Origin of the sequence: Thalassotalea sp. LPB0316, from assembly GCF_014898095.1 — a bacterium.
In the GTDB taxonomy this organism is placed as follows: domain Bacteria; phylum Pseudomonadota; class Gammaproteobacteria; order Enterobacterales; family Alteromonadaceae; genus Thalassotalea_G.
The window spans coordinates 378,879-404,476 of sequence record NZ_CP062946.1 but is presented as its reverse complement, the minus strand read 5'-3'; the positions used below and the strand labels follow the sequence as shown (position 1 = coordinate 404,476).

The 25,598-nt window shown below is 43.4% G+C and carries 18 protein-coding genes; 2 read left to right on the top strand and 16 right to left on the bottom strand.

Going from position 1 to position 25,598, the window contains the following annotated elements; translation table 11 throughout:
• Positions 1–23 precede the first annotated feature (23 nt).
• The 5 genes from LP316_RS01755 to LP316_RS01735 form a co-directional block, all read right to left on the bottom strand.
• Positions 24–983 carry a cobalamin biosynthesis protein gene (locus tag LP316_RS01755; protein WP_193022390.1) on the bottom strand — a complete coding sequence of 320 codons (960 nt, stop codon included), beginning with the start codon at positions 981–983 and terminating at the stop codon, positions 24–26.
• Positions 984–998: 15 nt separating this feature from the next.
• Positions 999–1,709: a 5'-methylthioadenosine/S-adenosylhomocysteine nucleosidase gene (gene mtnN / locus LP316_RS01750; RefSeq protein ID WP_193022389.1), complete on the bottom strand. Its 711-nt coding sequence runs from the start codon at positions 1,707–1,709 to the stop codon at positions 999–1,001.
• 143 nt (positions 1,710–1,852) lie between these two features.
• Positions 1,853–2,503 (bottom strand): DUF2726 domain-containing protein, encoded by a 651-nt coding sequence (locus LP316_RS01745; RefSeq protein ID WP_193022388.1) that lies wholly within the window; start codon positions 2,501–2,503, stop codon positions 1,853–1,855.
• A gap of 127 nt (positions 2,504–2,630) precedes the next feature.
• Positions 2,631–3,566, bottom strand: a complete 936-nt coding sequence (locus LP316_RS01740) for an alpha/beta hydrolase (RefSeq protein ID WP_193022387.1) — start codon at positions 3,564–3,566, stop codon at positions 2,631–2,633.
• A 4-nt stretch (positions 3,567–3,570) separates the two neighbouring features.
• Positions 3,571–4,752, bottom strand: coding sequence for a CynX/NimT family MFS transporter (locus LP316_RS01735; RefSeq protein ID WP_193022386.1), 1,182 nt, complete (start codon positions 4,750–4,752; stop codon positions 3,571–3,573).
• Between the two features lie 151 nt (positions 4,753–4,903).
• Here LP316_RS01735 and LP316_RS01730 point away from each other — a divergent pair, with 151 nt between their 5' ends.
• Positions 4,904–8,344: a PAS domain-containing hybrid sensor histidine kinase/response regulator gene (locus LP316_RS01730; RefSeq protein WP_193022385.1), complete on the top strand. Its 3,441-nt coding sequence runs from the start codon at positions 4,904–4,906 to the stop codon at positions 8,342–8,344.
• A 9-nt stretch (positions 8,345–8,353) separates the two neighbouring features.
• Here LP316_RS01730 and LP316_RS01725 read toward each other — a convergent pair whose 3' ends face one another.
• The 10 genes from LP316_RS01725 to folE2 all read right to left on the bottom strand — a co-directional run bounded on the left by LP316_RS01725 (position 8,354) and on the right by folE2 (position 23,977).
• Positions 8,354–9,022: a response regulator transcription factor gene (locus tag LP316_RS01725; protein WP_193022384.1), complete on the bottom strand. Its 669-nt coding sequence runs from the start codon at positions 9,020–9,022 to the stop codon at positions 8,354–8,356.
• A 75-nt stretch (positions 9,023–9,097) separates the two neighbouring features.
• Positions 9,098–11,374, bottom strand: coding sequence for a TonB-dependent receptor (locus tag LP316_RS01720; protein ID WP_193022383.1), 2,277 nt, complete (start codon positions 11,372–11,374; stop codon positions 9,098–9,100).
• Between the two features lie 157 nt (positions 11,375–11,531).
• Positions 11,532–12,458 carry an alpha/beta hydrolase family esterase gene (locus tag LP316_RS01715; RefSeq protein WP_193022382.1) on the bottom strand — a complete coding sequence of 309 codons (927 nt, stop codon included), beginning with the start codon at positions 12,456–12,458 and terminating at the stop codon, positions 11,532–11,534.
• Positions 12,459–12,620: 162 nt separating this feature from the next.
• Positions 12,621–13,403, bottom strand: a complete 783-nt coding sequence (locus LP316_RS01710) for a 3-hydroxybutyrate dehydrogenase (RefSeq protein WP_193022381.1) — start codon at positions 13,401–13,403, stop codon at positions 12,621–12,623.
• Positions 13,404–13,555: 152 nt separating this feature from the next.
• Positions 13,556–14,185, bottom strand: coding sequence for a dUTP diphosphatase (locus tag LP316_RS01705; RefSeq protein ID WP_193022380.1), 630 nt, complete (start codon positions 14,183–14,185; stop codon positions 13,556–13,558).
• 146 nt (positions 14,186–14,331) lie between these two features.
• Entirely contained in the window at positions 14,332–15,507 is a 1,176-nt protein-coding gene (locus LP316_RS01700) for a lipid-transfer protein (RefSeq protein WP_193022379.1), read from the bottom strand.
• Positions 15,508–15,517: 10 nt separating this feature from the next.
• On the bottom strand, positions 15,518–16,438 hold the full coding sequence (locus LP316_RS01695; RefSeq protein ID WP_193022378.1) for an SDR family oxidoreductase: 921 nt from the start codon (positions 16,436–16,438) through the stop codon (positions 15,518–15,520).
• Positions 16,439–16,639: 201 nt separating this feature from the next.
• Positions 16,640–18,076: an FAD-dependent oxidoreductase gene (locus tag LP316_RS01690; RefSeq protein WP_193022377.1), complete on the bottom strand. Its 1,437-nt coding sequence runs from the start codon at positions 18,074–18,076 to the stop codon at positions 16,640–16,642.
• 20 nt (positions 18,077–18,096) lie between these two features.
• Positions 18,097–22,557 carry a glutamate synthase large subunit gene (gltB, locus tag LP316_RS01685; protein WP_193022376.1) on the bottom strand — a complete coding sequence of 1,487 codons (4,461 nt, stop codon included), beginning with the start codon at positions 22,555–22,557 and terminating at the stop codon, positions 18,097–18,099.
• 496 nt (positions 22,558–23,053) lie between these two features.
• Positions 23,054–23,977: a GTP cyclohydrolase FolE2 gene (gene folE2 / locus LP316_RS01680; protein WP_193022375.1), complete on the bottom strand. Its 924-nt coding sequence runs from the start codon at positions 23,975–23,977 to the stop codon at positions 23,054–23,056.
• Between the two features lie 442 nt (positions 23,978–24,419).
• Here folE2 and LP316_RS01675 point away from each other — a divergent pair, with 442 nt between their 5' ends.
• Entirely contained in the window at positions 24,420–24,767 is a 348-nt protein-coding gene (locus LP316_RS01675; protein WP_193022374.1) for an Hpt domain-containing protein, read from the top strand.
• Between the two features lie 40 nt (positions 24,768–24,807).
• Here LP316_RS01675 and arcA read toward each other — a convergent pair whose 3' ends face one another.
• Positions 24,808–25,512, bottom strand: a complete 705-nt coding sequence (arcA, locus tag LP316_RS01670) for a two-component system response regulator ArcA (protein WP_193022373.1) — start codon at positions 25,510–25,512, stop codon at positions 24,808–24,810.
• Positions 25,513–25,598: the final 86 nt, after the last annotated feature.

The window sequence follows — 25,598 nt, the reverse complement described above, 5'->3', positions numbered from 1 at the left end:
TTCCACATTAACGTATACAAGTATTAGCTGACAATAGCTAATGCGCAGATAAAACCGATAATAACCATGCTAAATAATTGCAGGGTAAGTACTTGCTTACTCGCATTGATAACATCACTTATTTCAGATGGCTTTGCCGATTCGTTAAACGATACTCGTCTAAGTTTGGTGTCTTGATACATGGCGACACCACCTAAACAAACACCGAGATTAAGCGCGAATAAATGAATAACAAAATCATTGTTGAGCTTAAAGAAGTGGCCGCGAGCTAACCGCCATTTGAGTAAAAAGTTTTGGCCGATACTGGTGAGTAGCATCATGATGCCAAGTAACCTTGATGGCAGCCAAGTAATGAGATTAATTAATCGGTGGATAGGTTGGCCGAAATCATTAAAATCTGGTTGTTTTATATTCCACTGTTGATGCATAACCAATAGCAAGCGATAGCTCAACGCACTTAGCGCCCCAAAACTTAAAAACAGCAAGGCGACAACAAACTGTTGCTGTAAAAAGTGTAGGATTTGCGCTTCGATATTGGCTTTGGTTAAGCCTAGTGATGATAGATTGTCGGTTTTGCGCAATAACAAGCGTTGAGCATCTTGTTTCGCTTGGTAAGTATTTTGCCCTTTTATTGCCTGCGCCATTTTTAGTGATTGACGCTTCACGCCAAATCCGCCTAGGGCAAAGAATAACAACATGGCTTGCCAAAGCTCAGGGATCAGAATGAAATCGGCAAATAACCACAAAATAATGACAATTGGGCATATGGTGATCAAAATTGCAACAAAACCAGAAATCACCTGTTGATTAGGTGAATTTTGCGCTGGTTTATTGACTTTTTTTGCCAGCTGTTGGCAAAAAAATGCAAACGCTTGCAGTGGCTCAACCTCGGATAATCTAGTAACAATCGCTTTCGTTGCAATCACTGCGAACAGCAGGCAGATTTGCCCGACTAAATAAGGTAATTGTTCAAACCACTGCATCTTGATCCTTAAGCGCTAAGCGAGGCTTTTTCCAGTCAGTTCATCAAGCATATTGTTAACCATTTGCGATGAATTTACTGACGCTGTTTCTAAATAAGCTTCAAATGAGCTTGGTGATTCTTTACCCGCGATATCTGACATTGAGCGAATAACAACAAACGGCGTATCAAACTGTAAGCAGGTTTGGGCAATCGCTGCACCTTCCATTTCAACCGCTGCCATGGTTGGAAAGTTTTTACGTGCCTTGGCGATATCGTCATCGGCAGTCATAAAGGTGTCACCTGTTGTGATCAAACCAACTAGTGCATTGATATTCTCTAATTTACTAATACCCTTGGTCGCCGCTTCAACCAGGGTTGGATGTGGAATGTAAGCTGGCGGATTAGCCGGTAGTTGACCCATTTCATAACCAAACGCGGTGACGTCAACATCGTGGTAGCGCACTTCTGAGCTGACAACGATATCGCCAACTTTTAGGCTTTGATCGAAGCCACCCGCAGAGCCAGTATTCACCACATAATCTGGGCTAAATTTATCAATTAAGATACAAGTGGCAAGTGCCGCGGCCACTTTACCAATACCCGATTGCACAATCACAACATCGTGACCGTTTAACAAACCTTGATAAAAGGTAAAACCCGCGTGTGATTGTGTTGTCATGTTAGTTAATTGTGATTTTAAAATCGCAACTTCTGGCTCCATTGCGCCAATAATGCCTGCTTTCATGCTAATTCTCGTATAACTAGATAATAATCAGCAAATTATAGCCTGACACTGCAAAGCTGTAACTAGTTATAGTAAAACTCGGCCAATAAAAAAGCGGACCTGAGTCCGCTAAACACCGAGATAATTCATTATTGCAATTGGTCTTAGTGTGGTAGTGCAGCTCTAGGCGGCGCACTAAGCTGGCCTGACACTTGTGGCTCTGCCGCTATGTTGGCAGCAGCTTGTGACACCACTCCGGTATTTTTAGGGCGTGCTTTTACCAGTGGCGCAGGAATGACACGACCTTTGAAGCGAGGCTTAGGTGCTTTGTTACCTAAAATTTTCGAGTTAACACAAGCGCGGATCTCATCTAAGGTGTAATTGCCTTTTACCTTGATGCGAATGTGCGGAATTGATGCTGCTTCTAACGCGCCAGAAACAAACCAATCTTTTTTGACTTTGTAACCCTTGCCTTGAGTGTCAACTAAATCAATAGTGCCTAATAGCGCCATGGTCTCTTTATCGCAAATGACAAAGTCTAAATACTTACCGCGAGCATTGTTTGCTGCCGCTTGACTTGCTTTTGCTGAAACACCATTGCGCACGGTGACAATATCGCTCAATTTAACTCGATTAATCACCCGAAAATCTTCACCAACGGCTTTTTCAAGTAACAGGTGGAAGTGTTTTTCGGCAGGCGTGAACACTGCTTGTTTTTTGTCGAAAGGAAATGGAAAGCTATTGTCATTAAGCTTGCTTGCTAATAACGCTACAACAACAATTAAGCTGATCATGGCAAATAAAATGAGTTCCATAGATAACTCCTACAAAATTTTGACGATGTTTTGTTTTATCTATGGATAAGCAGGGAATGTGCCAGATCGTTTTAGATCCTCGTTTTTATTCTTTGTTTTATCATTAGCTTTATTTACCGCTTTGGCTTTATTCACCGTGGATAAATTGATTGATCAGTTGGTATGTGTGTTGGCATTCTTGCTCTACCAAATTTTGCAATAACATGTAAGCGTGGATCATGCCGTCAAATTGAATATATTGGCAGTTTGCTCCGGCATTTTTTAGCGCTTCAACATAACCGAGTCCTTCATCTCTAAGTGGATCGCAGCCTGCGGTAATCACTAAGGTTTCTGGTAATCTATCTGAGAATGTCGCCATCAGTGGTGATGCCTTAACTCTTGTTTCGAGCGTATCGTTAGTCTGAAAATATTGCTCGAAATACCAAATCACTTTTTCTTTTTCTAATAAAAAACCATTGCCGTTTTCTACAAAAGACGTTGAGCTCATGGTGTAGTCGACGCTCGGGTAAATGAGCACTTGCTTGTCGATATTGAGGCTATCATCATCTTGCGCTTTCATTGCTAGCGATGAGCAAATTGCCCCGCCTGCGCTATCGCCAACAAGAATCGTGGTGTTTTGGTGGTGCATGCCTTTGAGTATGGTGTCAATATGTCTTAGCGCAAATTCGCAATCGTTAAGGCCAGTGGGATAGGGGGACTCAGGCGCTAATCGGTAATCGACAGCGATGACAATACATTGACAGTTATCAGCAAGTTGACGACTAATCGGATCGTATAAATCAACACTGCCGCACATATGACCACCGCCGTGAAAATGGACTATCACAGGCAAGGCACGTGTCGGCTCAGGGTGATATATTCGAATTGGGATCAAAGCACCATCGCGTTTTAAGCAAATATTTTTGATTTCGGCGATAGCTGGCCCTTGCGGCATCAAATTCGCTAGGTTGTTTAAGTTGTTACGGGTGGTTTCCACCTCAAAGGGCACGCCTTGGTTATCTGCTATTGCTTGATTAACCTGTTCAAGAAATGCGGCGAGTTTTTGCGAAACAGTTCCACGCATTAGCTTATTCCTTGTGTTGTGATGCGGATGTTTTAGGGTGAGTTTCAGGTAAAAAGAAACTGCCGATAAAAAAGGTTAAGCTCAACAAGCAAATTAAGATGAGCGACATGTGATAGTCGCCTTGGTTGATATCAACTAATTTGCCAAATAGCCATAAAATTGCGGTCGCGATCAAGTAACTAATCGAATAAAACAGGCTGAAAATTACAGTGACACGAGCAGGCGTCATGTTCGGCAATTCGTGGGGAATCGACACCAAAGCGGTAATTGGAAAAAAGATAAAAAAGCCCAATACGACGGCGGATAGTAATACCAACCACGGGCTTTGGCCAAACGATAGCCCAACTAAACTGATCGTCATAATAAGGCCTGACCAACGGATCACGGGGAGGCGTTGCTTGACTTTTTTACTGTATAAAATGCCGGCGATGGTGCCTATAATACCAAAGCCAATGACCCACTTACTTTGGCTGATACCCGCTTTCGGGTAAAAGGTGAATAAACAAATATAGAAAGCGAGTAAACCTGAGTAGGTAAAGGCATAAATCCAGTTGAATTTATCTTTAAAGCCTTGGCTGTAGCTGTAGCCATTATCTTGATCTATTTGGTTGTTTGTTGTCGTTGGCTGCTTAAAATCGACAAATAGCCAAGCCAATGCGAGTACTAAACTGGCGAGGGAAAATAGGGTCAGGCTGAGTTGCCAACTGCCGGTTACCTGATTGATATCATCCATCAGCCATAGCACCACGCCAGTACCTACGTTAAATGCGACAGCATTTAAACCGTTAACGATCGGGCGCTCGTCAACCGAGAACCACTGCAAAACAATAGGGTTAAAATAGACAATCATAAAAGCGCCGCCTAACCCCATTAAAAAACGGCTGACTAATAAGACTTCGTAATTAGGCGAATAGGGCGTAGATATGCCGATGGTGATCAGCAAACTGGCGATAAAAAAGGCCATTTTTACGCCGTATTTTACCGATAACCACGCGGCGCCAAATGTCCCGACTATTTTTGCCAAGGTCACCGCACCACTAATAAAACTCGCGTCGGCCAAGCTATCTATGCCCATCGACTGCATGATTTGGCTCATACTTGCGGTGCCGCCAACCCATGCCATGGCAAATAAAACGTAACTAAAAAAAACGAGTGCTTCAACGAAGTACTTATTGGTTATTTTCATAAAGATAATTTGACGATCTAGAATACAGATTGTTAGGTTATCGCAAGCTTTTATAAAAATAAGTACTACCTTAGTGCACTATCGCGATATGTGATTCGTGATATGCTCAATCAAATCAATAGGTATACAACATCTTAAATAAGGATTTTGTTTGTTAGCTTGGCAGTCGCTTGATACGTGGTTGGTGACATTTATATCAATTGCTTACTTGTCGTTTTTGTTTGTGGTTGCCTATTGGGGACAACACAGTAAAACATGGACCAATAAGCCTTGGGTTTACAGCCTCTCGTTAGGTGTTAGTTGTACCTCATGGGCGTTTTACGGCACCGTCGGGCAAGCGGCGCAAACTCGTGAGTGGTTAGCACCGATTTACATTGGCACTATCTTATTTTTTATTTTCGCGTGGCCGATGTTGCTCAAAACATTGCGGATCATCAAGCAGCAAAACTTGACCTCGCTTGCTGATTTCATTGCTTGCCGTTATGACAAATCCCCCAAAGTCGCCGCCGTGGTAGCCCTCGTCGCACTTGCTGGCTTGGTGCCATATATCGCCTTGCAATTACGGGCGATTAGCGCCAGTTTTGATTTACTCACCGGCACCTTTCAAATCGGTGTGAGTACCGCGTTTATCGTTACCCTAGTATTAATTGCCTTTAGTATTTTGTTTGGTACCCAGCAACTCTCTGCCAGTAAGCAAAACCCCGGGCTGGTGTTAGCTATCGCGTTTAGCTCGATTGTTAAATTATTGGCTCTCACTGCTATTGGCATTTTTGCGACCTTCTTTTTGTTTGATGGCTTTGCCGATTTGCGGGATAAACAAGCGCTAATAGAAGCGCCTGTTGAATCAAGCAGTTGGTATTTGGGGTTAGCACAGGCAGTGTTAGGTGCAATTACCATCTTTATTTTACCGCAACAATTTCACATGACGATGATAGAAAACCATCGTGAAAGTGAGTTGCGTACCGCAAGATGGTTATATCCCGTCTACCTGATTGCGATTAATGTGTTTGTTTTACCAATCGCAATAGCCGGTTTGTTGAGCTTCCCTGGCGGCAGTGTTAATCCTGATTCATTTGTTTTGAGTTTACCGCTATTTCATCAGCAAGCGTGGTTAGGTGTGCTCGCCTATGTTGGCGGGTTAGCGGCAGCAACGAGTATGGTGGTGATTGCTGCGATTGTTTTGAGCACCATGATCTCGACAGAAATCCTTACGCCAGTGATCTTAAAATTTAAACTGTATAGTTCAAAAGCGGCGCCGCAACTGTCGGGTTTACTACTTAACTTACGTCGTATTACCATCGCGGTGATTTTATTGATGGCTTTCACCTTTGAGCGTTTAGTCGGTCAGCAAAGTCATTTAGCCAGTATCGGGTTACTGTCATTCGTTTTATTATCGCAATTTGCGCCAGCGGTGTTTGGCGCCTTGTATTGGCGAAAAGCGACGACTAGCGCGGCATTATCAAGTGTTTTGATCGGCAGCATGGTGTGGCTATACACCTTGTTATTACCGCTTATTTTCACAACTGCGAGTTGGGTTGAGCATGGGCCGTTAAATATTGCTTGGCTCAAACCTCAGGCATTATTCGGCGTTAATTCACTCGATAGTATTTCTCATGGTGTGTTTTTCTCTCTTGCTCTTAATTTACTGTGTTTTATTTTGGTCTCACTGTTTAGTCGTCGCAGTATCGGTGAGCAGCTGCAAGCTGAAGTCTTTGTTAATAAGAAAAAATCCCCGAATCAACGTCAATTAACCACCAAAGATTTATACAGTTTGTTACAGCGCTTTATCAGTAAACAAGCTGCCGATGACTTATTAGTCTATGCCAAAGCGCAGGGTATTCACCCGAGTAAAACCAGCGATGAGTTAATTGAATACACTCAGCTTCAGTTATCAGGGGTACTAGGCAGTGCCTCAACGAGTATGGTGATGAATGCGGCGGCTAACATTGAAGAAGTACCACTGGCTGATGTCGTGAGTATTGTTGATGAAGCCAGTAAAATGTTTCAGTTTAATCGCGAGTTACTGCAATCAGGTGTTGAGAATATTGAACAAGGTATTAGTGTGATTGACTCTCAAATGCGCTTGGTTGCGTGGAATAATCGCTACATTGAATTACTTGATTACCCTGCAGAATTAGTGGTTGCGGGCATGCCGATTGAGGTACTGATCCGCTTTAATGTTGAGCGCGGTATTATCTCTGGCGATGAAGCCGATGCCTTGGTTGCCAAGCGGGTGGAGCATATGCGTTTGGGGACCCGCCATTATTTTCAGCGAACAATGCCAAACGGTACGGTATTAGAAATTAGAGGCCAACCGATGCCAGGTGGTGGGTTTGTCAGTACCTTTAGCGATATAAGTGCTCATATTGAAGCGGAAAAAGCTTTACAACAAGCCAATGAACTCCTTGAAAAACGCGTTGCAATTCGCACTGAAGAATTGCAAAAAGCCAAAGCGCAAGCCGAAGCGGCAAATAGTAGTAAGACGCGATTTCTCGCTGCTGCAAGTCATGACTTAATGCAACCGTTTAATGCCTTGAGCCTGTTTACTTCAATGTTGAAGAAAAAAGTACAGGGGCAAGAATTAACCGAACTTGCTAATCATATTGATGATTCTTTGACTGTGGTGGAGGCGCTGTTATCAGATTTAGTGGAAATCTCTCGCCTTGATGGTGGCTCAGAGAAAACTGAGCCGTCAACATTTGCGCTAAGTGAATTGTTAACGCCACTGAATAATGAATTTACCGCTTTAGCTCAACAAGCCGACATTGAGTTTTGCTTTGTTGACAGCGCCGTTGTCATAGCAACAGATAAACGCTTGCTAAGGCGCATCTTGCAAAACTTCTTGTCGAATGCCGTTCACTATTGCCAAGCACCAACGAATCAAGTTGCGCGTGATGCAAAAATACTTTTAGGCGTGCGCCGACACCAAAACAACATTCGCATTCAAGTGTGGGATAACGGCCCGGGTATTCCCGAAGATAAACAAAAAACAATCTTCCAAGAGTTTGAGCGCCTAGAGCAAAATCGTGAAATCCCAGGTTTAGGGTTAGGTTTAGCGATTTCAGAGCGAATCGCCAGCCTTCTTGGCTTACAAATTGGTGTTTGCTCCACTGTGGGCAAGGGCACGTGTTTTATGATTGATGTGCCGCGTAGTTATCAATCCTTAGCCACAAGTGAGCAAACCAACGCAAATGGTTCAGATGCAAAGGCAAGCTCACAGATGAACTTGTCAGTGGTGTTACTGGATAACGATCCGTTAATGCTAACCGCGCTCTCTTCACAGTTAACTGAATGGGGATGCGATGTTGTAATCGCAAAAGATGAAGCGAGCTTAGTTCAATGTGTTGATCAGTTGTCGGCTGAGCCTGAGTTGATTATTGCTGATTATCACTTAGATGATCAGCAAAATGGCGTTGATGTGATTGAATCATTATTAGCAAAACACAACTGGCAAGTACCGTGTGTGATTTGTTCGGCGGATCCTTCTGAATCGGTGCGCCAACACACCAGCAATGCCAACTTTCAATTTTTGCGCAAGCCAATTAAACCACTGGCGTTAAAGCGTTTAATCAAACAGTTAATACCCAATTAAACCGCTAATTTATGAGGCGAGCTCTTGAGTAGCACCGCTTAACATTAATTGCTGGTATTTAAGGCCAGCCAGTGTTCGGTTGCTGACTTCAAGTTTGGTTAGTATCGCTGATACGTGTTTTTTGACGGTGGTTTCTTTGATCGCTAAATCATAGGCGATTTGTTTGTTGAGTTGACCATCAGCGATCATGGTTAACACAACATACTGTTGCGGGGTCAACTGGCCAAGCTGTTTTGCTAATGTCTGATGGGCATTATCGGCTTGTTGGTCCGTCGTTAGGGTTATATTTTCGGGTAGCCAAATTTCACCTTCAAGAACACAGCCTATGGCTTGGCTAATGGTGGTTAAGTTAGCTGATTTTGGAATAAAAGCGGCAGCGCCAAAGTTAATCGCCTTTTGCATGGTTTGTGGATTGTCTTCTGATGAGACCATAATCACAACCAAATCTGGATAGTGGTTTTGCAGTTGTGCTAGACCAGTAAAACCATCATTGCCCGGCATGTGTAAATCGAGAAATACGATTTCTATGGTCGGGTTATTTTCAACTAGCGTGAGTAATTCACCAAAGCTGTCTGCTTCTAAGGTCGTTTCGCCAGCCAAGCATTCTCCAATCGCCTGCTTGAGCGCTGCGCGAAATAAAGGGTGGTCATCGGCAATGGCAATTTTTGCACTCGACATATTTGGCTCCTGAAGTTGAGTCTAATTTGATTATGAAAAAAAGAGCTGACGATTGCCAGCTCTTAATGTCTTTGATTAAAACTGATAACTCACGGTGAGGCTAATGGTTTGCGGATCACCGTAGTAACCGATTAAGGTGTTATCGCCACCTAGCCCCGGTAAATAGTCACCATCTGGTGTTGGCGTGACAAACTGGTAGCCACCGATCATGTATTCTTCATCAGTGACGTTTTTCGCGTGTAAACCCGCGCTCCAGTTGCCATCAGTGCTATACCAATTAATGCCTAAGTTAAGCAATCCGTAACCTTCTTGTGTTAATAAGCTGTTTTCTTCAAACAAGACATAATCATCGCGGTAGTAATAATTCGCGTTAAAAATGAAGTCACCTAGGTTTGACTCTAAGGTGTAACTTGCCCCTAGGTTGTAGGTGTAGTCAGGCGTATTTGAAATACTGAAGTTTTCAGATTTATCAAATGGGTTGCCATCGGTATCATAATCAATAACTTCTTTAAACTCTGAGTCGATAGTACCAATACTCGCAGTAAGCAATAGGTTTTCAGTTGCTAAATAGGTAAATTCTGCTTCAATACCACTTGCCTCTGACGTACCGATATTACCTAAGCGTTGGTTTAAGTCAGCAGCGCTTTCGCCCGGTAGTACAGAAATGTATTGGCGGTTTTTGTGATCTAAGGCAAATAGCGTGACGTTGGCGCGAAGGCGATTGTCTAACCATTCGCTTTTCATACCGAGCTCAAATGAATCAACATCTTCAGGATCGGCAGCTGGTTCGGCGGTCGTTGCTCGAGGGTTGAATGTCCCTGATTTAAAGCCTTGGGCAAAGCTGGCAAAAAACATTAAGTCGCGATTGGCTTGATATTCAACACCGATGCGCGGCGTGAATTTTGACCAATCTTCGGAATCGTTTAACACTTCTGGCACGAGCTCGCCTTCGGGGCGAATATAGCCAGGTAACCAACCTGATTCTGGGTAAACCGTGGCAAAAATAAGCCCGTTATTAACATAAGCCTCTTTTTTATCTTTGGTGTAGCGAGCACCGAGGGTTGCTGACCACTTATCTGTGAAATCATAAGATACTTGGGCGTAGGCAGCGGTACTGGTTGAGTTATTACAACCGGTAACCTCACGGGTAAGCCCCGGTGCGCCTAGTGCATTGCCGAGTACTTCTAGAATGGCTTCGAACTGACCACACGACTCGCCATCGTAATAATATAAGCCCGAGACAAACTTGTAGTTATCGCCGTAATGATTGAGCTGTAATTCATGTGACGTTTGCTCATCATCGTAAATAGCCGGTACGTCAAAAATGCGTAGTGGCGTGTTGTCGAAATCAATATTAGTTGGTGAATAACTTTCGCGCTTAGCGGCAACATATTTTAAGTTAGTTGCATCTGATAATTGCCATTGGGCAGTCAAGCTCAAACCTTCAAGTTCAACTTTATTCCACGTTGGCAAGCTCGTGTATGAGTCAAAAACACTGTCAGGAACAGGCGCATCGGTCAAGATACTCGGCAGTAAGCGGTAACCACCTTTAGCATTCGAATCATCGGTGGTTTTATCGTAGTTTAAGCGGAAAAATAGCTCGTCGCTTGGGCGAAATTCTAAGGTAAAGCGACTCGCGACAACATCTTTGTTGTAGTTTTGAGTATCTTGATCAGGTAAGTCTGATTCTAAGAATTCACCGAAGCCGTCGCGGTTTAAACTCGCCGCGCCAAAACCAAAATAAAGTTTGTCTTCAATCAATGGAATTTGACCGGTAACTTTAAGATCGCGCTGATCGTAGCTACCTATGGTGCCTTGTACCTTAAGCTCCATATCGCCAGACATTTCTTTGGTGACGTATTTAATCGCACCACCTATGGTGTTTTTGCCGTATAACGTACCTTGCGGGCCGCGTAACACTTCAACACGCTCAACATCGAGTAAATCGAGTACAGCGCCTTGTGGTCTTGCCATGTAGATATCATCGATGTAAATACCTACACCCGGCTCATAGCCCCAAAGTGGATCTTGCTGACCAACGCCGCGAATAAATGCCGTGATTGTAGAGTTGGTACCACGGCTGCGTTGCAAGGTGGTGTTTGGCGAAAACTGCTGAACTTCGGTGATCACTTCTATGCCATTTTCGGCTAATTCGTCAGCACTAATTGAGGTAACGGCAACTGGTACTTCTTGTAAGCTCTCTACGGTTCTTCGCGCTGTGACTTCAATGCGCTCTAAACCTTTTTGCTCGGCAGCTTCACTCGCTGAGTCTTGAGCCAAGGTGATGTTGCTGGTCAATGCCGTTGCGATTGCAAGGGCAAGGCAGCTTTTTTGCGTGACACGTTTGTTCATAGTTTTCCCCGATTTATATTTTTTATATCTTTTTATCTTGGCTTGTTAAGCCTGTTTTCTTAGCTGCATAAAACTCTATATCAAGATGTCTAAAAAATAATTTGTACTATAGTAGTATGCCATCTAAGCTTTTGATATTTATTGTTTTAGGTTGTTTTTATTGATTGTTAAACCAAAATTCTACGATGTTTTTTGATGCGCTAAGCGGTGACGGTATTAGATAATCCCCCGCTTTTTCAGCGCGATTTTGCTCGCGGTTGATCATCATGCCGTGACCAATCTCATCAAGCTCAACGAGCTCTAACAGCACCTGATCTTTGTCGTTTTTCCAACTGGTCTTTTGATAGCCAGACTGTTTAGCTGTAGTACTCGTTAATGCTTGCTTATTGATGCCAAGCCATTGCATCGCAAGGTAATTGGCGTTTTTAGGATTGACCACAGCATCTGCGCTACCGGTCCAGATCGATAATCTAGGTAAAGTGTTGAGTGCTGTGCTGGCGTTACTTGTGATCTGATTGGCAAGTTGTTCTGGCGTTTGGCTCGGCCCCAAGCGCATACAAGAAATCGCTTTGGTTAAGTTGTCGGCACATGGATAGGGAATGCCTCCAACGATTGCTACGCCGTTAAAAAGGTTAGGATAGTGATACATCAGGGCACTTGTCATAGCGCCTCCAGCAGACAGCCCAGCGATATAAACCTGGCTACTTTGCGTTTGTTTGGCAAAAGCGCTAATCATGTTTTTTAGTGATAACAGCTCACCTTGATCGCGCTCGATATCTTGGCTTGAAAACCAATTAAAACACGATTGAATATTATTACTCGGTGATTGTTGCGGCACTAAAAGGTTAAACGCTCGCTCGTTGGCAAGGGCGACAAAACCGCTGTCGCTAGCAAACTGCTGGCCATTTTGGACACAGCCGTGTAACAACACTACAGCAATCGGCTTAGCTTTTTTCGGCTGAAGGTAACTTGCCGTAAGTTCGCCGGGATTGGCGCCAAAGTTTTCCAGCGTTTTGAAACTTGCATGACTTGTCATGCTGACGCTGATGAGAAGCAGTGTGCAAAGCTTGATAATTTTGCTCATCACCTTTCCTGTGAGTTATTGGGTTATGTAATCTTGGCGAGATATCGTCAATAAAACCATGGCACTTTAGTGCTATAGCGTCGTTTACTGTTTACTTTAGCGATGATTTCGCCGTGCTAGAGGATGCATTACAACATGATAATGATCAAACATGTTGTAATGCTATTGCGCGGTCCAAGCGCCGTCCATTGGCAGTGAGGCACCGGTGATAGAACGAGCGGCATCACTACATAAAAAGACAATGAATTCGCCAATTTGCCTCGGATCCATCATTTCAGGTAGTGGCTGTTTGGCGGTGATCAAATCATATTTTGCTTGCTCAATCGTCAGTTGTTTTTGTTCGGCGATTTCCTTGATTTGATGATTAATTAACGGTGTATCAACCCAGCCCGGACATATCGAATTAGCGGTAATACCGAGTTCGGCATTTTCAAGGGCGACGACTTTGGTTAACCCGATTAATCCGTGTTTTGCGGCGCAGTAGGCGGCTTTATTTTTTGAGGCGACTAAGCCGTGAACTGAGGCAATATTGATGATCCTACCCCAATTATTTTTACTCATCATAGGTAAGGTTTGTTGAATTAAGTGGAACGCCGAGCTGAGGTTTATGGCGATAATGTCATCCCATTTATTCGGTGGGAAATGCTCAACCCGTTCAGTGTGTTGAATTCCAGCATTGTTCACCAAAATATCGATGTCACCTAAGGTTTGTTGCGTTTGTTCAATTAGGTTAGCGATAGCCGATGGTTGGCGAATGTCAGCGTTGTTAAATAAGGTGTTTATTTGATATTGTTGGTTGAATTGCTCAGCAAGTTGCCTGCCAGCCTCATCGTCAAGTAAACCATGTAAGACAATATTAACGCCGTGTTCGGCAAGTACATGGGCGGTTGCGAGGCCAATACCACTGGTTGAACCGGTAATTAAAGCAACTTTTCCTTTTAACATAACACACTCTTATTAAACTCATTTAAAACAGAGATAGAGTGTAAGGAAGTCGGTAGAAAATTGATTTGCTACCTTAGTACCATAGTGGGGGAGTGAACAAGCGAATAGCTAGTAGGTAGTGGGCTATTCGCTATGATTCGAGGACTTTGATTTTAGCTTGGGTAGTGCGCTTTTAACGCGTTGTAGACTTGGCTTTGAAAATCAGGGTGAGTTACGTCTAATTCATTAACCACTTCGGCTAATACTTCGTTGTCTTCTTTACCGTGCCACACTTTGATGTAAGTGCCATCTTTGTAGCCGTGGTCTTGGCGGAAAAAATTGAGGGTGTTTTTACCTACGTACTGACGAAATAGCTCCGTTAAATCCATGTCCATTAAACGCATACAATCAGCGAAGGCTAAACCGTTAAACGCTTTATTGGTAACAGCATCAGAAGCTAATGACTCTAATGCAATCTTAAAGTCACCTTCGTTACTGGTTAACGATAAATCTTGAGTGAGTTGCTCAGCGACTTTTTCAACATCGTTTTGTGCCATCAAGCGCAAACTTAAACCGAAGTGGAAAATATCCACTAATTCTAATTGTACTTGTGCAACGTCGATTTCTTGATGCTTCCACCACTTCCAGCCGTGATGATCAAGCATTTCTGCACACTCAACCCAAATGGCGCGGTACCATTCGTAGTTGTTTTCGCGCCATGTTTCGCTGACACGAGAATTCATCGCATCTTGCATTTGTAGCATTTGACCGATTTGTACTTTAGCGGTTTCTAAGTTTGTCATTGTTTTCTCAACTGCAATTTTTATTGCTGATAGTGTGCCTAAGGAAGGATTAAGATACAAGCCTATCAAAGACAAAGGCGATAATGCTTTAACGCTTGAACGTTAATTCATTACCGCCTTATAGCATCGAGCGTTTAAGCTTGGTTTTAGTTAACTTTTTGGTACATGGTAACAACGGCTGCGCCACCTAAACCTAGATTGTGTTGCAGTGCTACGTTAGCACCTTCTACTTGGCGTTTGCCTGCTGCGCCGCGTAAATGCCAAACAAGTTCAGTACACTGAGCTAAACCAGTAGCACCAATTGGATGACCTTTAGACATCAAACCGCCTGATGGGTTAACGACAAACTGGCCGCCATAAGTGTTTTGCTTGTCATTGATAAACTGCTCAGCTTGACCTTCGCCACACAAGCCTAAACCTTCATAGGTGATCACTTCATTGGTTGTGAAACAGTCGTGTAATTCAACCACTTGTACTGCTTCTGGGCCCATGCCAGCTTGCTCGTATACTTGACGCGCTGCGTGCGCCGTCATTTCGCTACCGATAAGCTTCATTGGATCTGTCCATGAGCCCTCTAAGTCGGTTGCCATTGCTTGACCAACAATTTCAACGTTGGCATTGATGCTGTGCTTCTTAGCAAATGCTTCAGAACAAACAACAACAGCGGCGGCGCCACAGGTTGGTGGACAAGCCATAAAACGCGTTAAATACGGTGGGAAGATAGTCGGTGAGTTCATCACTTCTTCTAACGTTAACTCGTTGGTAAATAATGAATACGGGTTATTTACTGCATGGCTGCGTGTTTTCACTGACACTTTCCCGAAAATATCAGGGTTAGCACCGTACTTTTCGATATAGGCAGTGCCTGCTTGACCAAACATGCGCAGAGCTAGTGGTCCTTCTGGTGCATTAGATACTTTAGCCAAGGTATCGAGCATATTGGCAAATGGTGATTCGCGATCATCCCAATGAGAGCCTAAGGCACCTGGCTGCATTTCTTCAAAACCAAAGGCTAGAGCACATTCAACAGCACCAGATTTAACCGCTTGGCGCGCTAAGTATAGCGCTGTTGAACCTGAAGAGCAGTTGTTGTTGACGTTAATCACGGGAATACCTGTCATACCAACGTCGTAAAGGGCGTGTTGACCACAGGTACTGTCACCATAGATATAGCTCGCATAAGCTTGTTGAACGTGTTGGTAGCTAATACCTGCGTCTTTAAGCGCTTCAATGATCGCTTTACTTGCCATTACTCTGTAGGGTTCTTGTTGGCCTGGCTTACAAAATTTTGTCATGCCTACGCCGGCTATTCTTGCATTCATACTATGCTCCTTATTTCTTTGCGTTAAGCAAATCTAAACCGACCATGTCGCCAACCGCGTGGAAGGTACTAATAATACTTTCAGCCGGTTGTGCATCAGTAAAATCGCAAATCTGCTCCCATTTACTGGCAACATCTTCCGCGCTAATATTGTGCTCTACACCAAAGGCATAGCCTCTGGTTCGTTCTATTCTAATCTTAGCAAACCAACTTGCGCCCACTTCAAAAACACCACCTGTTTCACTGTTGTCATCACTGCTTAATTTGATGACTAAAGGTACAACGTAGTCTGGTGACGTCGCACGAAGAACTTCATCGGGCCAAATCGTTTCCGTTAAGCGTGAACCGGCAATTGGCGCAATAACGTTAACATGAATATTTTTACGAGCGCCTTCTAAAGCGAGTGTTTTACCTAAACCAAGTAGTGCTGATTTTGCCGCGCTGTAGTTTGCTTGGCCAAAATTACCGTAAATACCTGCCGCTGATGTGGTGAAAATCACTCGACCAAAGTTTTGTTCAACCATGTATGGCCAAGCTGCTTTGGTTACTGAATAGGCGCCATTTACATGAACGTTTTGAATCGCCTGCCAGTTGTCATCAGTTAATTTGCTAAAGCTTGAGTCACGCAAGAAACCCGCATTATTGATAACAATATCGACACGGCCAAAGCTGTCGATAGCGGTTTTGACGATCTTGTCGCCATACTCAACCGAGTCATAGTTTGCGACAGCTTCGCCACCTGCGGCTTTAATTTCATTAACTACGATATCAGCTGCAGCACTACTTGAACCTTCACCGTCAAATGAACCACCTAAGTCATTCACGACTACTTTGGCACCGCGTTTGGCAAATTCTAAGGCGTATGCTTTACCTAATCCGTTACCGGCGCCAGTCACAATAACTACGCGATCGTTAAATGTAATTTGACTCATATTGTTTCCTATCTGTTACTTCAGTAAAGGGGGGAGTGTTGTCTTTTATACTAATAATTTTGCAAAAGGTGCCAATGACTGAAACAGACAAAAGGATGAACATTGTCGATCGAAAAATATCAAATAGGCTGAGTAAAAAAATGAAAAAAAACGCCATAAAGCGTGGCTTCATGGCGTTTATATTGGGTAGGATTTATAAGTTTAAGATGCTTGGGTGACCTCACACTCAAGGACGAAATCTAAAATGCCCAATGCCGCTTTTCGACCCTGATCAATGGCTGTTACAACTAAATCCGAGCCAAGTACCATATCACCACCAGCAAAAACATTTTGCTTACTGGTTTGCATGGCAAAATCAGAATGTTCGGTGGCGATCACCCGACCTTTTTCATCGATGCTTACACCGGCTTCTGTCATCCATGCAGGTGGGCTTGGTAAGAAACCAAAAGCAATGATTACTGCGTCAGCTGGCATAACAAACTCTGAGCCTTCTATCGCTTGTGGCGAGCGTCGGCCGTTGGCATCTGGTGCGCCAAGCTCTGTTTTGACAAACTTCACGCCAGTAACATTACCGCTATCATCGATTTCGATATCGAGTGGTTGAATATTAAATTCAAATATCACGCCTTCTTCTTTAGCGTTCTGTACTTCGCGCGGCGAACCCGGCATATTAGCTTCGTCGCGTCGATAGGCACAAGTTACACTGCTAGCACCTTGTCGAATTGACGTTCTTACACAGTCCATCGCCGTGTCACCGCCACCTAAAACGACCACTTTTTTGTTTGCCATATCGACGTAAGGCAGTGCACCTTGTGTGATATTCATGACTTTCTGCGTGTTGGCAATTAAAAAGTCTAATGCTTTGTATACACCTGGGGCACTTTCGTTGGCAAAGCCAGCTTGCATACTGGTATATGTACCAAGCGCTAGAAATACGGCATCAAACTCATCACTGATCGCGCTAAATTCAATATCGACGCCAACATGAGTGTTAAGGCGAAACTCAATGCCCATGCCTTCGAAGATTTTACGGCGGCGAACAATAATGTCTTTTTCTAATTTAAACGACGGAATACCGAAGGTCAGCAGGCCGCCTATCTCTGAGTGTTTGTCGTAAACAACGCAGTCAACGCCGTTGCGGGTTAATACGTCGGCACAAGCTAAACCAGCCGGGCCGGCACCAATTATTGCGACTCGCTTATTGAGCTTAACAACTTGAGATAAATCAGGCGTCCAACCTTGTTCAAATGCAGTATCGGTGATGTATTTTTCGATATTGCCGATAGTTACTGCGCCAAACTCATCGTTTAAAGTACAAGCGGATTCGCACAATCTGTCTTGCGGGCATACTCGACCGCACATTTCAGGCAAACTGTTCGTTTGATGACACAGCTCGGCCGCTTCAAAAATTTTCCCTTCGGTAACGAGTTCAAGCCACTGTGGGATGTAATTATGGACAGGGCATTTCCACTCGCAATAAGGGTTACCGCAGTCTAGACAACGATCGGCTTGGCCTTTACTTTGTTCTGAGCTTAAGCCTTGATAAATCTCAACAAAATCAATTTTTCGCTGCTCAATTGGCTTTTTTGGCGGATCAATGCGTTTAACATCGATAAATTGATAAACGTTCTTACTCATTATTTATTCCTTACCAATTGTTATTGCGCTTGAACACGAAGCTCTGCAGAGCTGCGACTGCGATGACCAAGGAGTGACTTGATATCTGCAGAGGTTGGTTTAATTAACTTAAACTTACTCGCATACTCATCAAAGTTGGCTAATATTTCTTGTGCGTGCAGACTACCCGTTTCTTCAACGTGTTGGTTGATAATGCCGCGTAAATGCTCTTGATGGATCACTAAATCACTCATATCGACCATTTCGATTGACTCAGTATTTAAGCGAATAGCTAAATCATCATCTTGATCGAGAATATAGGCAAAACCGCCGGTCATACCTGCACCGAAGTTAAGACCGACCTTACCTAAAACCGTCACGATACCACCGGTCATATATTCACAAGCGTGATCGCCTGCACCTTCAACGACTGCTTGAGCACCTGAGTTGCGAACAGCGAAGCGCTCACCAGCGCGGCCACAAGCGAATAACTTGCCGCCGGTTGCACCGTATAAACAGGTATTACCCATGATCATGGCTTGATTAGACTGATATTCCACGCCTTTGGGTGGCTTGATCACTAACTGGCCACCCGTCATACCTTTACCAACATAATCGTTAGCATCTCCGGTTAGGGTCATGTGCAATCCACCGGCATTCCAGACACCAAAACTTTGGCCTGCTGTGCCTTGTAAATGAATTTTTATTGGACTTGCTGCCATGCCTTGATCGCCGTGTTGACGAGCAATTTCACCTGAGAGAGCTGCGCCTACCGAGCGATCGGTGTTGGCGATATTCAAGCGATATTCGCCACCTGTACTATGGGCGACAGCATCACGAGTTAATTCGACTAATTGTTGGTTAAGCTTCCCTTCATCGAATGGCGTATTAACTTCAGTTTGATGCAAGGCAGTGTGACTACCGGCAACAACCGGTGCAATAATCGGTGATAAGTCGAGCTTTTGTTGTTTGGCACTAATACCTTTTAATGGCTCAAGTAAATCGACGCGACCTATAATTGCCGTCAAGCTCTCAACACCAAGCTGAGCAAGAATTTCTCGGACATCTTGGGCGACAAACTTGAAGTAGTTCATCACTTGTTCTGGTAGGCCTTTGAAAAATTGCTCGCGAAGCACTTCATCTTGTGTTGCTACACCGGTTGCACAGTTATTTAGATGACAAATACGCAGAAACTTACAACCTAGCGTAACCATAGGCGCAGTACCGAAACCAAAGCTTTCAGCACCTAAAATGGCTGCTTTAACAATATCCGCTCCGGTTTTAAGACCGCCATCAACTTGCAAGCGCACTTTGTGGCGTAAGCCATTTTCAACCAATGACTGATGAGCTTCGGCTAGGCCTAATTCCCAAGGACAACCGGCGTACTTAACTGAGGTTAACGGACTTGCGCCAGTACCACCGTCGTAACCTGAAATAGTGATAAAATCGGCGTAAGCTTTCGCTACACCTGAGGCGATTGTGCCAACGCCAGGACCCGAAACAAGTTTGACCGAAATAACTGCTTTCGGATTCACTTGTTTTAAATCGAAAATCAATTGAGCTAAGTCCTCAATTGAGTAGATGTCGTGGTGCGGCGGTGGCGAAATTAACGTCACGCCCGGCACCGAAAAACGCAATTTGGCAATTAACGGGGTAACTTTGTCGCCTGGTAACTGACCACCTTCACCCGGCTTAGCACCTTGAGCGACTTTAATTTGTAAGACATCGGCATTGACTAAGTAATGCGGCGTAACACCAAAGCGGCCAGAAGCGATCTGCTTGATTCGTGAATTTTTAACGGTGCCAAAGCGGCGTTCGTCTTCACCACCTTCACCTGAATTAGAAAAACCACCTAAGCGGTTCATGGCAATCGCTAATGCTTCATGGGCTTCTGGACTCAGAGCGCCAATTGACATGGCTGCAGAGTCAAAGCGTTTGTATAGTTCAGTGTCAGCTTCTACCTTGTCGATATCAATAGCCTGAGTATTTTGTTTGAAGGCCAATAAATCACGCAACATAGCGACTGGGCGTTCGTTAACCTCTTTAGCGAATTGTTGATATTTCGCATAATCACCTGAACGCACGGCTTCTTGTAAGTAACTTACGACATTTGGGTTGTAGGCGTGGTACTCACCACCGTGAACATATTTTAATAGCCCGCCGTGATTAATTTTTTGGTGTGGTAAAAACGCTTTGCGCGCTAAGTTAAAGTTGTCTTGCTCGATATCACTAAAGTCAGCGCCTTGAATACGACTTGGCAAATCAGGGAAGCACAGCTTCATCACGTTTTCATGTAAGCCAATGATTTCAAATAAGCCAGCACAACGGTAACTGGCAATGGTTGAAATCCCCATCTTAGATAATATTTTCAACAGACCTTTGTTGATACCGTTGCGATAATTAATTAATGCGTCGCGCGCAGGCAGGTCGATATGGCCTTTCTCACACATCTGTTCAATGGTTTCATAGGCTAAAAACGGATAGACCGCTGTTGCACCTAGGCCAAGTAACACCGCAAATTGGTGTGAATCACGAGCGGAAGCTGTTTCCACAATAATGTTCGAGTCACAACGAAGTTGGGCATCGACTAAGCGTTTTTGCACCGCGCCAACAGCCATTGCCGCAGGGATCGGTAATAAACCTTGGTGCACTTGGCGATCTGATAACACAAGAATAACGGTATTTTTATCTCTGACGAGTTCTTCTGCTTCATCACACAAGCGGCGAATTGCATTTTCTAAGCCTTCTTCAGGATCGTAGTTAAGCGTTAGCGTATCTGAGCGATAATGCTTAGGATCAAGTTCTCGTAATTGCTTTAAGCCGGTATACATTAAAATGGGGGTGTCGAAAATAATGCGATCGGCATGGCCAGTCGTTTCGTTAAATACGTTGTGCTCGCGACCAACACAGGTTGCCAATGACATCACATAGCGCTCTCTAAGTGGATCGATTGGCGGGTTGGTTACTTGTGCAAACTGTTGTCGGAAATAGTCGTAGAGCGAACGCGGCTTTGACGACAAAACAGCCATAGGCGTGTCGTCACCCATCGAACCGGTGGCTTCTTGGCCATTTTCAGCAAGGGTTTTAACCACTTGTTGAATTTCTTCGTAACTGTAATTGAATAGCTTGTGATATTGGGCTATTTGCTCATCTGAGAAAATGCGTTGGCCAATAAGTGAGGCTTCCATTTGATGGAATGGCACCAGTCGACGGATGTTTTTATCAAGCCATTCGCGATAGGGGTGGCGAACTTTTAAGTCGTTATCGATACTGTGTGAATCAAAAATTTTGCCAGTATAGGTGTCGACAGCAAGCATTTCTCCCGGTCCTACACGACCTTTTTTCAATACTTCATCTTCGCCGTAATCCCAAATCCCAACTTCTGAAGCTAACGTAATGAAACCGTTTCTCGTAATCACATAACGAGCTGGGCGCAAGCCGTTTCGGTCAAGGTTACAAGCAACGTGGCGGCCGTTTGTCATTACCACACCAGCAGGACCATCCCAAGGCTCCATATGCATAGAGTTAAACTCGTAGAATGCTTTAAGATCGTCATCCATGCACGGATTGTTTTGCCATGCCGGCGGCATTAATAAACGCATGGCGCGGAACAAATCCATACCACCGGCTAAGAATAGCTCTAGCATGTTATCGAGTGATGATGAATCAGAGCCGGATTCATTAACAAAGGGTGCTGCGTCACGTAAATCGGGTAATAATGGCGATTGGAAGCGATATGTTCGAGCGCGACTCCATTGACGGTTACCGCGAATGGTATTGATCTCACCATTATGAGCTAAATATCTAAATGGCTGAGCGAGTTGCCATTGTGGAGAAGTGTTGGTTGAAAAACGTTGGTGGAAAACGCAAATCGCGCTCTGCATGCGGATGTCGGCCAAGTCTAAATAAAAATTAGGCAAGTCAGCCGGCATCATTAAGCCTTTATAGACGGTGACTAAGCAACTTAAGCTGGCAATATAAAATACGTTATCTTCAATGCGTTTTTCGGCACGACGACGTGCCATATATAAACGGCGTTCAAGATCTTTGTTGCGCCAACCCGGTGGCGCGTTAACAAATACTTGCTCAATGCGCGGTTGGTTAGATGCGGCGATTTCCCCTAAGCAATCACTATCGGTCGGTACTTCTCGCCACCCGACTAATGATAAGGTTTCTCTGGTCAGCTCTTCTTCTAATATCGCTTTGGTTTGTTCAGCAACGACGGGATCTGGGTTTAAGAAGATCATCCCTACACCGTATTTTTTGCCTAAATTCCAGTTGTTCTCAGCGGCAATAGACTGGAAAAAACTATCAGGTTTTTGGATCAGAAGACCACAACCATCACCTGTTTTACCATCAGCAGCAATACCGCCGCGATGTTGCATTCTATCAAGGCCAGTAATGGCAGTTTTTATGAGCTTATGGCTCGCCTCACCTTCAAGGTGGGCAATTAAACCAAAACCACAATTATCTTTTTGCATTTGTGGATCATAAAGCATCATCTCTTCTCTCCTAAAAAATCACCATAGCCAAGCAGGATGCATATTGAAGAATATTTTTATGATAATTATGCATATTTACCCTGCTTTTACGCTAGAGGAACTTTTAACATTAACGAGTTATTCAACATTCGTCAATTAAAATAGAGTATTTGCTCGTAGTTTTATTACAGTTTTATTAGAGTAAAACGGTCTGAAATATAAATAAATTGCGAATGTAGCGAGCTATAGTGAGATTTTTTCACTTTTTTCTGTGTGTGAGTTAATTATGTGTAATTTACTTTCAGTGTTGATAGGAAAGGAATTATGTTAATTTATTCTCGGTATTTTGTATATTTATGCTTGAGGCGTGGTGCGTGCTCAAACCCGATTGGTGTCTTTTTTAATGGCGAGAAAGTATTAATTTAAAGTTGGCTGAGTTGGCGTTACTCGTTATCGAACGAAAAAAAAGGCCTATTTTGTTATGACAAAATAGGCCTTTTTTTTTCGAGATGAAAACTTACGGTTGGTAGCCGCCTGCTATGCCTTTTGTGGTAACACTGACCGCGTCATGTGCGTGAAGTGACTCTAAGTGGTTTATTTTTAACCAGAAATCGTCATATTCATTAGCTTGTAACATCGCGTGCTGTAATCGACGAGCAGCGTCTTCACAAAACATCAAGTTTTGACCGTTTAAGCGAGCGAACTCTTGTTCGTCTTCACGTTTTACTGCGGCTTGTACTGGGGTTTGAAGTGCATCTTCAATTAAGTTAACTAAATCAGTGATTGGAAATTCACTTACTGATGGATTCAACTTAACTTTGACTTCGGCGACTGAGCGCTGGCTGTGCGGTGTTGCCACAACACCTTCAGTCGTGCCCAACCACTCGTGCACGGCTTCTAAGTTAACTTGATCACCGGTAAAGTTTTCTTTGAATGCTTGCTGTATCAGTTGACGAGCTAAGGCTGCTGAACATGGGCAAGTAGAAGAATAACGAACATCAATCGCCAGCTCGATATCGAGTTTACCTTGGTTTAAGCGGCCGGTAATCGTCGTTGGGTAGGCTTTCCAACCCAGTTTACCGCTCATTAGTGATTTTCGGCGTAAATGATAATCAAAGGCAAATTGTACTTTTGCATTGTCGCTAAGATCTTGGTGGCTTGAAATAAAGCCATCAAGTAAGGTAACTAATGTTTGGTAATTGAGGACATTTTCGCTCGATAGCTGATCGAGAAGTAAATATAAGCGCGACATATGAATGCCTTTGGCTTTCGGATCTTTTAGATTCACAAATGCGTCAACGTGTGCTGAACACATACGTTGCGTTTCACCTTTAGATGCGATCATGATCGGCATTTCAATATTGCTCATACCTACCCAGTCTAAAGTCCCTTCAGTTTGAGCTTTAGATTGATTAGCAATATCAGGCATTGATGTTGGCATTACTTCTCCAATAAAAAATACAAGCGCGAAATATTCACAGTGTTTATTTAAGGGCGCATATTTTACCCGAAAACACGAGATTTCTTTAGTACTATTTCAACTATTTCATGGCGAAACTGTCCGCTAGTTGGAAAACTTGACTAAAAAGGTCGGCTATTCTGAATGAAAAAACAGCGAAATGCAATCATGATAGGGCGTATCGGCAAATAGATACTGTTTTTATTGTAGACAGAAGTATACAGTCCTAACTAAAGACACTTACCTTGATGTTAGTTGCTGATAACTTTCTTCGTTATTACTTGTATAATAACGTTTGTATTACCTGTTATAAGTAGAGTACTAAATGATGTGAACTTATCTTCACATCATTAGGTGTTATTTCATCTATTTATGGCATAATGCTTCAACAAAATATCATTAATAGTTGTAAAGAGTATAAATTGTGGCAAATAAACCTTTAATTGATGAAACTTTATTGAGTGGTTATATCGAAAGCTTGGGGAAAAACATCGTTGAGCAGATGTTTGGTCTCTATAAAGAGCAGTCAGTTATTTATATCAATGAAATAGCGGCAACCTTACCCGATGGGTCTCAGCAAGATTGGCATGAGAGATGCCACAAGTTTAAAGGGGCTGCAAGTAGTGTCGGCTTATTGCAAATGCATGCTTACATGGTAGAAATAGAGCACTCACAAGCACCAAGTGATGAAAAGCAAGCCTTCGTTAAAGAAATGCTGGCGCTAAATGAAGCATCAATTGAAACATTTAAAAAATGGCTCGACACACATTAGTGTGAGGAGCCATTAACTGTTGTCCTTATATCGGTTAGGACTACTCGCCTACTTGTCCGACAAATCGATAACCTTCACCGTGAATAGTATTGATCAACTCAGGTGCATCAGTATCGGCTTCAAAATGCTTACGCAAACGACGAATGGTGACATCAACCGTTCTATCATTGGAGCGCAATTCGCGGCCTGTCATTTCTTTAATAAGCTCTGCGCGAGTAACAATTTGACCTGCGTTAGCGATTAACAAACGCAACGCGCGGTATTCGCCACGTGGTACTGAAATAACGTCGCCTTGTGGTGATGTCATCTTGCGTGAGTTGCCATCTAAGTGCCAACCATTAAAAGTAATTATCGCGTTGTCTGGTTCTTTCTTAGATTGTGTAATACGGTTTAAGATATTACGTGCGCGAATTGTTAATTCACGAGGATTAAATGGTTTAGTTAGGTAATCGTCAGCGCCAATTTCTAAGCCTAAAATCTTGTCGATATCTGAATCGCGACCCGTTAAGAAAATTAAACCTAAATCTGGATTGTTAGTGAGCTCGCGAGCTAGTAATAAACCATTCTTACCGGGCAAATTAATATCCATGATCACTAAGCTTACTGGATTCGCTTTTAGCGCTTGTTCCATGGTGTCACCGTCAATGGCTTCAGATACACTATAGCCTTCAGCTTCAAAAAGATTACGCAAGTTGAAGCGAGTTACGTCTTCGTCTTCAACAATTAAAATGTGGTTGTTTTGCATATCAGTGCTTCCCTTTATGTACAGGTAATGATAGCGAGACTATCTAAAATTTGACTAAATTATAAACTATGTAAATTTTTTATTAT